16 protein-coding genes are annotated in these 12826 nt (G+C 43.0%); 10 read left to right on the plus strand and 6 right to left on the minus strand.

The features are described 5' to 3' along the window. The 4 genes from VLN09_RS06740 to VLN09_RS06755 all read right to left on the minus strand — a co-directional run. Window positions 1-617 (minus strand): ArsB/NhaD family transporter (locus VLN09_RS06740; protein WP_325244903.1); only part of this gene is annotated, 617 nt, incomplete at its 3' end. A 114-nt stretch (window positions 618-731) separates the two neighbouring features. Beyond that, complete coding sequence (arsH, locus tag VLN09_RS06745; protein WP_325244905.1) at window positions 732-1472, minus strand: arsenical resistance protein ArsH; 741 nt, start codon at window positions 1470-1472, stop codon at window positions 732-734. Beyond that, complete coding sequence (gene arsC / locus VLN09_RS06750; protein WP_325244907.1) at window positions 1462-1866, minus strand: arsenate reductase (glutaredoxin); 405 nt, start codon at window positions 1864-1866, stop codon at window positions 1462-1464. The genes arsH and arsC overlap by 11 nt, the downstream gene beginning before the upstream one ends. A gap of 64 nt (window positions 1867-1930) precedes the next feature. Further along, on the minus strand, window positions 1931-2305 hold the full coding sequence (locus VLN09_RS06755; protein ID WP_325244909.1) for a metalloregulator ArsR/SmtB family transcription factor: 375 nt from the start codon (window positions 2303-2305) through the stop codon (window positions 1931-1933). A 280-nt stretch (window positions 2306-2585) separates the two neighbouring features. Between VLN09_RS06755 and ilvA the strand changes: the two genes are divergently transcribed. From ilvA to VLN09_RS06795, 8 genes are all read left to right on the plus strand, one after another. Continuing rightward, window positions 2586-4139, plus strand: a complete 1554-nt coding sequence (gene ilvA, locus VLN09_RS06760) for a threonine ammonia-lyase, biosynthetic (RefSeq protein ID WP_325244911.1) — start codon at window positions 2586-2588, stop codon at window positions 4137-4139. Between the two features lie 137 nt (window positions 4140-4276). Continuing rightward, window positions 4277-4675, plus strand: coding sequence for an excalibur calcium-binding domain-containing protein (locus VLN09_RS12285; RefSeq protein ID WP_414709100.1), 399 nt, complete (start codon window positions 4277-4279; stop codon window positions 4673-4675). A 118-nt stretch (window positions 4676-4793) separates the two neighbouring features. Then, complete coding sequence (locus VLN09_RS06770) at window positions 4794-5234, plus strand: RNA-binding S4 domain-containing protein (protein WP_325244913.1); 441 nt, start codon at window positions 4794-4796, stop codon at window positions 5232-5234. A gap of 223 nt (window positions 5235-5457) precedes the next feature. Continuing rightward, on the plus strand, window positions 5458-5955 hold the full coding sequence (locus VLN09_RS06775; protein ID WP_325244915.1) for a low molecular weight protein-tyrosine-phosphatase: 498 nt from the start codon (window positions 5458-5460) through the stop codon (window positions 5953-5955). A gap of 113 nt (window positions 5956-6068) precedes the next feature. Continuing rightward, the gene (gene murB / locus VLN09_RS06780; RefSeq protein ID WP_325244917.1) at window positions 6069-7217 is read left to right on the plus strand and encodes a UDP-N-acetylmuramate dehydrogenase; all 1149 of its coding nucleotides are present in this window, start codon (window positions 6069-6071) and stop codon (window positions 7215-7217) included. Beyond that, a complete protein-coding gene (locus VLN09_RS06785) occupies window positions 7207-7980 on the plus strand; it encodes a YdcF family protein (RefSeq protein ID WP_325244919.1) in 774 nt (257 codons plus the stop codon). The genes murB and VLN09_RS06785 overlap by 11 nt, the downstream gene beginning before the upstream one ends. Before the next feature lie 131 nt (window positions 7981-8111). Beyond that, window positions 8112-8426, plus strand: a complete 315-nt coding sequence (gene ccoS / locus VLN09_RS06790; RefSeq protein ID WP_325244921.1) for a cbb3-type cytochrome oxidase assembly protein CcoS — start codon at window positions 8112-8114, stop codon at window positions 8424-8426. 97 nt (window positions 8427-8523) lie between these two features. After that, window positions 8524-9327, plus strand: coding sequence for a sulfite exporter TauE/SafE family protein (locus VLN09_RS06795; protein ID WP_325244923.1), 804 nt, complete (start codon window positions 8524-8526; stop codon window positions 9325-9327). Window positions 9328-9477: 150 nt separating this feature from the next. On the opposite strand, the gene VLN09_RS06800 is transcribed toward VLN09_RS06795, so the two are convergent. Next, on the minus strand, window positions 9478-10668 hold the full coding sequence (locus VLN09_RS06800; RefSeq protein WP_325244925.1) for a DEAD/DEAH box helicase: 1191 nt from the start codon (window positions 10666-10668) through the stop codon (window positions 9478-9480). A gap of 244 nt (window positions 10669-10912) precedes the next feature. Next, window positions 10913-11128 (minus strand): cold-shock protein, encoded by a 216-nt coding sequence (locus VLN09_RS06805; protein ID WP_325244927.1) that lies wholly within the window; start codon window positions 11126-11128, stop codon window positions 10913-10915. Between the two features lie 466 nt (window positions 11129-11594). On the opposite strand from VLN09_RS06805, the gene aroQ reads away from it, so the two are divergent. Continuing rightward, entirely contained in the window at window positions 11595-12131 is a 537-nt protein-coding gene (gene aroQ / locus VLN09_RS06810; RefSeq protein WP_325244929.1) for a type II 3-dehydroquinate dehydratase, read from the plus strand. Between the two features lie 203 nt (window positions 12132-12334). Beyond that, on the plus strand, window positions 12335-12826 hold a 492-nt coding region (locus tag VLN09_RS06815), incomplete at its 3' end, for an AarF/UbiB family protein (RefSeq protein WP_325244931.1).

Below are 12826 nucleotides of genomic sequence, written 5' to 3' on the forward strand. Positions count from 1 at the left end.
GAATATTGTGTCGGAATATGGCGTGCATAAAATATCCATAGCACCGCCAGTGTCGCTAGTACAGAGACAATATTGACCGGTACCATAACCGCAGCATAACGTCCAAAACCAATATCGAAATAATTGGCACTAACGATATTAACGAGGTTGGAGGTGACTAATGGCAAACTTGCGGTATCAGCAATAAAACCCGTCGCTATGATAAATGCCAAGGCAGAGGGCGGCGAAAAATTTAACCGTAATAAAATAGCAATCACAATTGGGGTCAGTAATAATGCAGCCCCATCATTGGCAAAAAATGCTGAGATAAAAGCACCTAACATCACAATCATAGGGAACAATAGACGCCCTTGTCCATTACCCAATCTCGCTACATGCAGTGCTGCCCAAGCAAAAAACCCAGCCTTATCTAAGATAAGCGAGATGATAATCAGTGCGACAAAGGTAAAAGTAGCATCCCACACGATGTCCCACACGACACCGACATCAGATAATTGCACCACACCAAAAGCTAGCGCGACCAACGCCCCGCCCATCGCACTCCAACCAATACCCAAACCTCTAGGTTGCCATATTACCAGCCCTAAAGTAACGATAAAAATAATGAATGCAAGCATGTATAACCTTATATGGGCAAACTTTATATAGGAAAGCTTTATTATTTGGGTAAAGTTGATGATTTTCGGCTGACACAGCCCAGACAATATAGCTGAGAGTATAGGCAGTCAGCTTTATTTTTGATTAACGCGTTTTGATAACTCTTCAGTACTTTCAACCCGTTCAGAATAGCGATCAGTCAAGTAGGCTGAGCGTCCGCGAGTGAGCCACGTAAACTTCACTAACTCCTCACAAACATCAACGAGGCGCAGATATAAAGGCGACTTATCCATGCGATTATCATCGTTAAACTCTAAAAATGCTTTTGGAATGGACGACTGATTTGGGATAGTAATCATGCGCATCCAGCGCCCAAGGATACGCAGCTGATTGACCGTGTTGAAGCTTTGACTACCACCGCTGACTTGCATCACTGCTAAAGTTTTGCCTTGGGTTGGTCGCACGCTACCCAATGATAGTGGAATCCAATCGATTTGTGCTTTCATGATACTGGTCATACTGCCGTGACGTTCTGGACTGACCCACAGCATACCCTCTGACCACTGTGCCAGCTCTCGTAACTCTTGTACTTTAGGATGGTCTGCATCAGCAGCATCAGGTAATGGTAAACCAGATGGGTTAAACATCTTCACCTCACAACCATACCAACGCAATAGACGACTTGCCTCCTCGGCTGCCAATTTAGAGAATGAACGCGTACGCAATGAGCCGTATAGCACCAGTATTTTAGGTGGGTGACGCGGGTCATGTGCACCAATCAAGGATTCAATATCAATAGGTTGTATACTGTCTACATCAATATTGAGCAAATCATCCAAATCGACCACATTCAAATCTGTTGTATTATTTGCCATGATGAATCACTTCCCCATCTTCTTTAGTAAAGCTACTCACAGGGTTCTCTAGTAACTCAAACACTCGCTCCGATGGGCGACATAATGCAGCGCCTTTATTAGTGACTACAATAGGACGATTGATTAAGATAGGATGGGCAATCATGGCATCAATAATTTGATCATCAGATAACTCAGGAGTGTTTAGTCCTAGCTCGTCATTGACAGGTTCTTTACTTCGTAACAGCTCTCTTGGTGAAATACTCATCTTTGCCAATAGCTCAACTAGATAATCACGAGTTGGCGGATTTTGTAGATATTCCACGATATCCGGCTGTTCACCGGATGCATTCATAATGGCCAACGTGTTACGAGAAGTACCGCATTTTGGGTTATGAAAAATTAATGGTTTCATAGCAATTTTGCCTATTTTATGAGTATGCTTATTAATAAAGAGGTTTACTGAATCAGTTATTGGCTTAGTGATTGTTTGAAAGGCTGTCTGAATCAGCAGGTTTAGCAATCTCACATCTGCTCAAACTGTCCATAAGAGACGCGCACAATTCTGAATGTCCTGCACAACAATCTTGCAATAAAAACTGAATGACCATCTCCATATGTGATAGTGATGCACGATAAATTATCTGGCGGCTGTGTCGTTGAGACACTACCCACCCTGCCCGAGCCAGCACAGATAAATGTGCTGACATCGTATTGTGCGGCACAGACAATTGACGAGCAATTTCACCTGCTGGCAGACCAACGGGCTCTTGGCTGACAAGCAACCTAAAAGCTTTTAGACGAGTATCTTGAGAGAGCGCAGCAAAGCTTGCAATAGCATTATTTATTTCCATATGTCCAATAATACAGACATATGGAAATGATTCAAGTTTTTTTGGATAAATAAGCAAAAAAAGCATTACTCCTGATAATTTATCTTTATTTGATGAGCATCAACCACCAAACCGCCGCAAAAACTGTAATTGTGTCTTGCAAGATGCTTAAAATCAGCATAGGCTAATCTATTTCATTTTTATACTTATCTGCGCTTTTTGGTAGTTCCTATCGTTAATTGCCACTTATTTATAACCATCCGCATTTTTTATATTCATACACACGAGTCTAGGAATTTTTATGCTGTCACATTGGGTACGAGCCATCTTACAAGCCACCGTCTATGACGTTGCTATTCAAACACCACTTGAAGCGGCACCCAAGCTGACCCAACGTTTTGCTAATGACATTCGATTCAAACGTGAAGACCTGCAACCGGTAAAATCCTTCAAATTACGCGGCGCTTATAACCGTATCAGCCAATTAAATGACGAGCAAAAGGCACGCGGCGTGATTTGCGCATCGGCGGGTAACCATGCACAAGGCGTTGCCTACTCTGCTCGAAAGCTTGCCCTTAATAACATTATCGTTATGCCAACTACCACCCCTGATATCAAAGTAGATGCCGTCAGAGCGCTTGGTGGCAATGTAGACTTATATGGTGATAGCTTTGATGAAGCGAACCGCTATGCGATCAATCGCGCTGAGCGTGAAGGTTTGACTTTTATCCCACCATACGATGACGAGCTGGTGATTGCCGGACAAGGCACCATCGGGCTTGAGCTCACCCAGCAATGGCGAAATATGGATTATGTTTTTGTGGCAGTTGGTGGTGGCGGTCTGATTTCTGGCGTCGCTGCGTTTTTGGGCGAAGTTGCCCCGCATGTCAAAGTCATCGCTGTAGAAGCCGACCAATCAGCATCACTAAAAGCGGCGCTTGAAGCCAATGAGCGAGTCAAACTTGAGCAAGTGGGACTATTCGTCGATGGTGTGGCAGTCGCCCAAATAGGTGAATTACCATTTGATATTGTCCGTATGCAGAAGAGCGATAAATCTGGTCCTGTCGTCGAACCTGAAGTCGTCACTTGTACCAATGATGAAGTGTGCGCTGCTATCAAAGATATCTTTGAAGAGAACCGCAGTATCGTTGAGCCTGCAGGCGCGCTGTCGGTTGCTGGGATGAAAAAATACATCGATGCTCATAATCTACAAGGCAAAAACTGCGTTGGCATTATCTGCGGTGCCAATATGAACTTTGACCGTTTGCGCTATATCGCTGAACGTACTGAGATTGGTGAGAAAAAAGAAGCCATATTTGGCGTGACGATCCCTGAGCAGACTGGCGCTTTCTTAAACTTCTGCCGTAGTCTGCACGGTCGTAATATCACTGAGTTCAATTACCGCGCTGATAGTAAAAAATCACCTGACTCTATGGAACCTGCGGCAATCTTCGTCGGTATTGCATTAAAAGAAGGCGATAAAGAGCGTCAAACTATCCGTACGCAATTGGCAGCTGATGGCTATACAGCACACGACTTGACCGATGACGATATTGCCAAATCACATATCCGTCATTTGATTGGTGGTCATGCGCATGTCGAAAACGAGCAGTTATTACAAGTCACTTTCCCAGAGCGTCCAGGTGCTTTATTGACCTTTTTAGAAAAATTGGGTGACGATTTTAATATTACCTTGTTCCATTATCGCAATCATGGCGCTGCTGAAGGTCGAGTATTGGTCGGTTTACAAGCTTCTGAGGGCAACTCTCGCCAGCTACAAGATGCCTTGCTGGATATTGGATATGACTGCACCATGCTTAATGACAATATTGGCTATCAGTTGTTTTTGAAATAAAAATAGACGTCGACTATCAGTCCATCAACGGCAGTTTTTTAATTAAGGAACTGCCATCGGTCTTTGTTAAGTTGCAATGCTGATTAATTTAGAGTTATTGTACGCTTGCGACGTTTATTGATAGGTGATAAAACCTTATGAAAAAGATAGTAATGGCTTTAGTGTTGCTTACTCTGGCACTTGTAGGCTACAAACTCCTTCAACCCAATCATTCTATGAGTGACTCCACGACTGCTATTGCGACAGACAATATAACTGATAATTCTACTGATTCTGTCCTTACCCCTACTGACTTTGATGATATATCACCAACGTATGTTGATTCAGATCCAAATTCAGCAGTATCAATAAGCCCAACTTTAAATTCAGAAGTAAATTTACAACCAGTAGCAGCCAGCTTTTCATGTGATAGTAGAAAACATTGCTCACAAATGACATCCTGCGCAGAAGCCACTTACTTTTTACAGAACTGCTCTAATACGAAGATGGATGGCAATAATGATGGTATACCTTGTGAAAAACAGTGGTGTCAATAACTTCAATGACAAAAACGATGTGAACTACATATTCTGAGCTGTTAATCGCTTACCGCTCTTTTAATTAATAAAAATACCACCATTATTATTTTACGTTATTGATATCCATGAGGTTTTGATGAGTAAACACAATAAAAACCATAATCAGCCCAGTCATAGCAAGCCTGATGCTGTGCGTATGCGTCTCGATAAATGGTTATGGACCGCGCGCTTTTATCGCACTCGTACTCTTGCCAAAGAAGCCATCGAAAGCGGGCGCGTACATTATGCAGGTAGCCGCGTAAAGACCAGTAAAGAGATTACTGTTGGCGATGAATTGCAGATTCGTCAAGGCTCAGCCACTGCCATGACCGAAAAGACAGTCATTGTTGAAGCCTTAACAGCACAACGCGGCAACGCAACTGCCGCTGAAGTATTATATTCAGAGACTGAAGAAAGTGAGGAGCGCCGCGCGTATTATGCTGAGCAGCGTAAACTTGCCAACCTTGCCCGACCAGACAACAAACCCAATAAAAAAGAGCGCCGCGATTTACATCGCTTTAAAAGCAATCAAGACTAAATCTGTTGGTAATACCTGCAATAGCAGCACATCATCTTAAATAGCAATAGGATTAACAGGTATGCATGAACTGCTGACCCTACTGTTTACCCTCTGCCCTTGAAATTCAAGGTATTAACCGTTACGCTATCACCCATTAACTTACTCTATAGCATGCTTATAAATCACGTCTCTAATGTTGATTTTGATAGCATGTTTTTTTATTGCGACAAAAGGTCATCATATGCCAATTAAAGCATCTACTCCGTCATCTGTATTATTGGTCTGTTTGGGGAATATCTGCCGTTCACCAACTGCTGAAGAGATTTTTCGTCAGCAAGCAGCGATTGCAGGGCTGTCGATGAAGGTAGATTCGGCAGGCACTGGGGATTGGCATATTGGCCATGCACCTGACGAGCGAGCACAGCGTCATGCCAAAGCCCACGGTTATAACATCAGTAAATTGGTGGCACGCCAAATCAGTGCTGATGACTTCCGCAATTTTGATTTAATCCTAGCGATGGATACACAAAATTTAGCAGACCTACAGTCTATTAAAGAGGGTATAACAGATACCGATACAAAGTTAGCCAAATTGGCTTTATTTAGTGAGGAAGATCCCACTTACGGCGGTGATGATGTGCCAGACCCATATAGCGGTGATAGCGATGCCTTTGAAGAAGTGATTGAACGTATCGAATCAAGTGCCCAAGCTTGGATTGAAAGCTGGAAGATATCCTAGTGATGAAGATATCTTGGTCATAAAGCGCCATATTTCTGCTACCTTTATAGGCCGCATCCTTTATAATAAACATCGTATGAATTTTTGTTTATTTGCACCATAGGCTATGTGTTATGAATTCAGCTTTACGCTCTAATCCCAGTGCCTCACTTACTCTACCGAACGATGATGTAGCGGACTTATCACACCGTCAGACAGCAGATTTGTCTCATAGTAACACCATGGCTTTGGTGTGTATGGCTGACTCTGTGGTTAGCTTAACGGATGAGATGCAACTTGATGAGTTTATGGCACATTATGAGCAAGACATTCAGCATAGCCAGCCATTATTTGTCTTATCCGGCGGTAGCAATGTGCTATTGCCAGCAAAGCTCAATGCGATTGTCTTGCGACCACAAATGCGTGGTATACAGGTGACAGCGCAGACAGATTCTTATGTCGATATCGAGGTAATGGCAGGTGAAAACTGGCACGACTTGGTGGTATATACGGTCAATCAAGGCTGGTATGGTCTTGAAAACCTTGCTCTAATACCTGGTCTTACTGGTGCCGCTCCCATACAAAATATCGGTGCTTATGGCGTCCAACTAGAGGACTGCTTGCAGTCTGTACGTGCTTATCATCTACCAAGCCAAACGTGGCATGATTTGACCGCAGTCGACTGCAAGTTTGGCTATCGTGATAGTATGTTTAAACGTCAGCCGAATACATGGCTAATCAGCCGTGTGGGTTTTAGACTACATACTGATGCGACAAAAGTACTGGCAAGCTATGGTGATGTACAGACAGTCGCACAGGGCTATGCGACTCAGCAAGGTCGCACCAAGCCGACGCCCGCTGATGTGATGCACGCTATTATTGAGATTCGTCAGCAAAAGCTGCCTGATCCTAAGCAATTACCAAATTGTGGCAGCTTTTTTCAAAATCCTATTATCCCTCAAGCACAATTTACCGAGCTGCAATCGTCTTATCCCGCTATTGTTGGCTACCCAATGCCTGACGCGATGACTAAAGTGGCAGCTGGCTGGCTGATTGAACAAGCTGGTCTAAAAGGCGGCGGTATAGATCCTATTGTTACCCATCAGCAGCAAGCGCTGGTATTGACCAATCATGCGCCATATATTGCTACCAAACAGGATGTTGCAGCTGCCCAAAAGTATATTGTAGATACTATCTATGAGAAGTTTGCCATTCAATTGTCGCGCGAGCCGGTGTGGGTAAATGCCGATGGTTCCATCGGATACGATGAGCATGTGGTCTAAGCAATCATGGTCTAATCGCCTATGGCGACATTATTTACGTTCAGCTGAGCGTATGCTTAAGCTGTTTCGTATTATTAATGCCACGTTTTTGCTAGGTGCAACGACAGTTATTTTAGTCCTCATCAGTTTATTCACGCCGCTATTTTCTCAAACGGTGGTCTATATATTGGCTCTTCTGCCGCTGCCAAAAATGCCACCTGCGGTAATGAGCTCTCCTCCTACCGCTTATTTGGTATTGGGTGGCGGTCTGACCAATGATAATAATAACCAAATTATCCTCAATCGCTATAGCATTAATCGTGCACGTACTGCCGCTACAGCTTACCATGACCTGCCTTTGCCCATTGTACTCAGCGGTGCTGAGGCGCCTTGGCTTGGTCAATGGCTGATTGAGCATGGTATGGATGGGTTAATCAGCGAAAATGCCAGTATGAATACTTGCGAGAATGCCCGTTTTACTGCAAAACGTATCCCTCTAAATCATGTTTATCTCATTACTGACAGCTACCATATGGCGCGTGCTCGCAGACAGTTTGCGTTAAACGGTATCAACAGCACAGCAATCAACGCCCCTTTACCTGTCAGACGTGACTGGAGGGAACCGGCACAAAATTTAAGCCATTCTCGGCGCGCGGTTTATGAGGTTGCTGCCTACCTACGCGATGTAATACGCCCTCAAGAAAATTGCCGCCAAGCTAAAGAAGTAACGTCGCAGCAGCTATTGACCCCAAGAGGCAAGGTAGCCAAAACGGCTGATGACTAGGATTTATGAGCACATTTTGGCAAATATTCTGGTATCTGTATCTACTCTTTGCATTTTATCCTCACAGGTCATCCATCACTCTGACAACCGGTGTATAATAGTCAAAGAAACTGCGATTAAAGAGAGGTGCCATGCTCAGTATATTTTTATTAATTCCATTAAGTCTCATGCTGTTTGTGGTCGCGATCTGGGCAGTACGTTATGCGGTAAAATCCAATCAATTCGAAGATTTGGATAACGCCTCCCAGCGTATTATCTTAGATGATCGTCAAGAGCGTAGACAAGTGATACAGGCTCAGGAGCCTGTTGACCCTAATCAAAAAGCAAATGATAACAGTGACCTTGTTTCGATTGAAAAAGCGTCTCATCAGATAGGTGATGCGGACAGTAAGGTAGATAGCGCTGCAACTCCTCTCTCTGATACAGATAAGCACTCAAAAACATAGCTTTTCAGCTAACTTACCAATGCGTTACCTGCTTATTTTTCTGCATTTAAGACTGATAAGTCGGTACACCTTTTACCGTTTTTAGGAGCGTCTCCCCATGACCACAGCTTTACTCGTTGCGGCATTATTAATGGGTTTTTTTGGTTCACCGCATTGTTTAGGTATGTGTGGTGGCTTAGTGACTGCCTTTGGTTTGTCAATGAAAGATGTCAGCCCTGCCAAGCGCCGTGCATTGGTAGCGACCTATCATTTCGGTCGCCTGACCAGCTATGCATTTTTGGGTTTGGTTGCAGGACTGATAGGCACAGCTGTATTACAGCCATTGATGCAAGGCAATAGTACACCGCGTATTTTGCTTGGTTTGGTATTGGTGTTTGTCGGCGTGACCATGCTGGGTGCACCGTTTCTAAACAAGCTTGAGCGTTTCGGTATGCGCTTTTGGCAGTACCTAAGCCCTATTCGTCAAAAAGTATTTCCACTTAATACCTTTCCGCGGGCATTGTCTGCTGGTCTTCTATGGGGATTCTTGCCTTGTGGTTTGGTCTATGGCGCTCTACTGATCGCTGTGGTCGCGCACAACCCTCTTAGCGGTGCTGCTTTGATGTTCGTTTTTGGCTTAGGAACTGTACCGATGTTGGTCGCTACTCACGAGACCGTTGGTTGGTTACGGGATAAAATTGGGCGTTTTCGCTTAAGACAGCTCAATGGTGCTGTGATGGTATTATCTGGTCTAGCTGTGGTCTTTATTCCTATCGCCATGTCCAGTATGCATGGCGACCATGGTGGTGGTCATAGCATGGGCATGGTGGATGGTGAGCACACTATGATGATGACTGATACGGATAATACCACTCACCACGATATGAATGATGACTCAGCAGACATGGAGCATCAGCACTAACAATTTGCTGTTTGATATGATTTCAAATTGATATCATATCAAAACAGATGTATAAAAAAGCCCTTAATAAATTATTAAGGGCTTTTTTACTGTTTAACCACTTTAGAGCTTAATTAATAAAATCTTACCTAGATTCTAAACGTTAGCTTATTAAGGCTGCCACTGCTCAAGCTTAAACTTAGTATCCAAATGCTTCTCTAATGCCGGTATATTAAAGGCATCATCTTCACTCACAAAGCTAATACTAATACCGGTTTGCCCAGCGCGTCCAGTACGACCAATGCGGTGTACATAATCATCTGGCTGATCTGGCAAGGTATAATTAATCACATGGCTGACATCATCAACATGAATACCGCGTCCTGCCACATCAGTCGCGACCAAAACAGAAGCATGACCATCTTTAAAGCGCTGTAAATATTTTTCGCGCTTTTGCTGAATCACATCGCCTGATAACATGACGATTTTGTGTCCCTGACGCAGCTTATGATACAGACGCTTTACTTGGTCTTTACGGTTGGCAAAAATAATGACCTTCTCTACTTCGCTATTAGTGATGATACGTTCGACCGCTTCTAATTTTTGATCTTCTGTTAAGAGATAAAAATGCTGGTCTACCAGCTCACTGGTTTTATGCTCAGGCTCAATCTCAACAAACTCTGGCTCATGTAACCAGCGATACGCCAGACCCATTACATCTTGGTTAAAGGTAGCTGAAAAGAGTAAGCTTTGACGATCAGTATTGGGCGGCATACGACTGACCAAACGCTTGATGTCAGGGATAAAACCCATATCGAGCATGCGATCCGCTTCATCTAATACCAATACTTCTACGCGATCTAAATAGACCATACCTTTATGCATCAAATCAATCAGGCGACCAGGTGTGGCAATCAAGATATCGACATATTGACGCTCAAGCTCATGCTGCTGCGTTTCATAATTGGTACCACCCATAATACAGACGCTATGCAAAGAGGTGTATTTGGTCAAGGCGATACAGTCATCAAATATTTGCTGAGCAAGCTCACGGGTTGGTGCCATAACGATGGCACGTGGCTCACCTAAATGACGTTCTTCATCAGCAGCAAAGGGACGCTTAAGTAAAGCCTCCATAATGGTCAATAGAAATGTAGCCGTCTTGCCAGTACCCGTCTGTGCCTGTCCGATTGCATCTTGATTCGCCAAGGTATGCGGCAGTATTTTTGCTTGAATCGGCGTCAATTCAGTAAAACCTAAGTCACTTACTGCACGCAAGGTCGCTGCTGAAAGTGGCAAATCCGTAAACGTCGTAAAGTTACTCAAAAAAATATCCTTTTGTATAAATCGCTTGTGTATCATTTATCAATGATAAGACTACAGATAAGTAAGAAACGGCAGGGTTTATGAACGCTTTATTTTATCTATCAACCAGCAGCCGAAACCCTATAAAACTGATCAGCATAAAAAAGCCAAGCCCCATGTCAATGCTTACTAAATATGCTGCGTTAAAATCAACATAAGTAAGACAGGACGGGCTTGGCTCAGTAGTATATCAGTAGTTTGTACAGACATTATAGCTAAACTATAAGAATGACTGTCGCGATTACTCTTCTACTTTTCTGACTTCCTCAGCTTGTAGACCTTTATCACCGTCTACCACACTGAACTCAACTTTTTCGCCGTCTTTTAGAGAGCGATAACCATCACCTTGAATCGCGCGGAAATGCACAAAAATATCTTCTCCGCTATCACGTTGAATGAAACCAAAGCCTTTTGAGTCATTAAACCACTTAACGATACCTTGCTCGCGAGCTGACATAATATTACTTCCTAAAAAGTTTGCTTAGTCCCAAATTCCTTTGCATCATTGCATATAAACGGATACTAAGATTATGAAATCAAAATTTAAGAGTGACTACTCTGTATACTATTGGCAACATAAAAGCATTAAATTGACCTTTATGACTTAACCTATAGCACCTCTGATAGGGTGTGATATAAAAGCTAAAATGGCATTCATATCATCAAAACCAGAGATAGCAACAAACATGTAATATTTGTTGTGTGAAAAATATCATAACACGGGTTTTTAGCAACACAAAGACTTTTAATATGATTTTTATCGTCTAAACTACTTTTACCGCTTATTTTTTATAACTCAGCTGACAAGCTGTTATGATAAAGGAATAGTAAGCGCTCTATTTCCTAAAATCTCTTATTATAGTACGCTTGTATGAATCAAAAACTGATAAAACGCTTACTGTCTATCCACTATAGAGACCATTATGACCGCTTCCTCTGAATCAGCAGCGCCCATCAATACCGCTCAGCAGAACTCAAATAAAACCCTTACCCATAAACTATTACTGATTAATGGTGTAAATCTAAATCTACTTGGCAAGCGTGAGCCTGATATCTATGGTCACACAACCCTTGCCGATATTGAAAATGCGTTAACCGAACGCGCTGCAGTCCATGGTATTGAGCTGATTTGTATACAATCCAATCACGAAGGCAAGCTGGTCGATGATATTCAGCATTATGGTCTATTAGCAGAGGCAAGTGCGCAAATCGATGCCATAATCATCAATCCTGCTGCCTTTACTCATACGTCTGTTGCGATACGCGATGCGCTACTTGCTACCCAAAAACCATTTATCGAAGTACATTTATCGAATGTTCACGCACGCGAGTCGTTTCGAGAGCACTCTTACTTATGTGATGTGGCAGTCGGTGTAATTTCTGGTCTAGGACATTTGGGCTATCATATGGCGTTGGATTATTGGCTGACCCATACTTATGCACTAACCTTAAATAAGTAGCTTTGTGAGATAAGTAGTTTCTGGCATTGGTATCATAATTGGTATCATATGAGTCATACTGAATAGAAACCTCATAAAGGTATTATAAAAAAAGTAATGACGGTATTTTTAACACAGTAGTTAAACAGCATTTATTTGATTAAAACAATAATATTAGAGTTTAGAAAACAACCCACTAAATACCCCACTATATGGTGATAGGCATGGCAAAATCGTCCGGAACACGCTTTATGAAACTTGCTGGTATGACAGCAAGTATTGCTGGAAAAGCAGCTAAAAACTCACTAAAGCATTTGTCAAGCGACGAAGAAAAACGCCTACAAGCGCGATCAGAATTGATGCAAGATGTTGGTATTCAAATTGCTGAAACCCTTGGTGAGATGAAAGGTGCAGTGATGAAGGTGGGGCAAATCGCCTCGCAATACAAAGATGTGTTTCCGCCTGAAGTAGCAACGGCACTAGAGAAGCTGCAAAAAGATGCGCCGGCAATGCCATATGCGCAGATACAAGCACAAGTTGAACGTGAGCTTCAAGCCCCTATTAATGAGTTATTTACTGAATTTGAAGAAATACCTTTTGCGGCGGCTTCTATCGGACAAGTGCATCGAGCGGTTTTGCTATCGGGACAAAAGGTGGTCGTTAAGGTGCAATACCCTGATGTCGACAAAAACTGTGATAGCGACCTAAAACAAGTA

The sequence above is a fragment of the Psychrobacter sp. genome, from assembly GCF_035469765.1.
Classification (GTDB): domain Bacteria; phylum Pseudomonadota; class Gammaproteobacteria; order Pseudomonadales; family Moraxellaceae; genus Psychrobacter.

Excerpts from the sequence above, each read along its gene's own strand:
- VLN09_RS06775 (WP_325244915.1), top strand. The coding sequence starts at position 5,458 with ATGCCAATTAAAGCATCTACTCCGTCATCTGTATTATTGGTCTGTTTG.
- VLN09_RS06785 (WP_325244919.1), top strand. The coding sequence starts at position 7,207 with ATGTGGTCTAAGCAATCATGGTCTAATCGCCTATGGCGACATTATTTA.
- murB (WP_325244917.1), top strand. The coding sequence starts at position 6,069 with ATGAATTCAGCTTTACGCTCTAATCCCAGTGCCTCACTTACTCTACCG.
- arsC (WP_325244907.1), bottom strand. The coding sequence starts at position 1,866 with ATGAAACCATTAATTTTTCATAACCCAAAATGCGGTACTTCTCGTAAC.
- VLN09_RS06795 (WP_325244923.1), top strand. The coding sequence starts at position 8,524 with ATGACCACAGCTTTACTCGTTGCGGCATTATTAATGGGTTTTTTTGGT.
- aroQ (WP_325244929.1), top strand. The coding sequence starts at position 11,595 with ATGACCGCTTCCTCTGAATCAGCAGCGCCCATCAATACCGCTCAGCAG.
- ilvA (WP_325244911.1), top strand. The coding sequence starts at position 2,586 with ATGCTGTCACATTGGGTACGAGCCATCTTACAAGCCACCGTCTATGAC.
- ccoS (WP_325244921.1), top strand. The coding sequence starts at position 8,112 with ATGCTCAGTATATTTTTATTAATTCCATTAAGTCTCATGCTGTTTGTG.
- VLN09_RS06805 (WP_325244927.1), bottom strand. The coding sequence starts at position 11,128 with ATGTCAGCTCGCGAGCAAGGTATCGTTAAGTGGTTTAATGACTCAAAA.
- VLN09_RS06770 (WP_325244913.1), top strand. The coding sequence starts at position 4,794 with ATGAGTAAACACAATAAAAACCATAATCAGCCCAGTCATAGCAAGCCT.
- VLN09_RS06755 (WP_325244909.1), bottom strand. The coding sequence starts at position 2,305 with ATGGAAATAAATAATGCTATTGCAAGCTTTGCTGCGCTCTCTCAAGAT.
- VLN09_RS12285 (WP_414709100.1), top strand. The coding sequence starts at position 4,277 with ATGAAAAAGATAGTAATGGCTTTAGTGTTGCTTACTCTGGCACTTGTA.
- VLN09_RS06800 (WP_325244925.1), bottom strand. The coding sequence starts at position 10,668 with ATGATACACAAGCGATTTATACAAAAGGATATTTTTTTGAGTAACTTT.
- arsH (WP_325244905.1), bottom strand. The coding sequence starts at position 1,472 with ATGGCAAATAATACAACAGATTTGAATGTGGTCGATTTGGATGATTTG.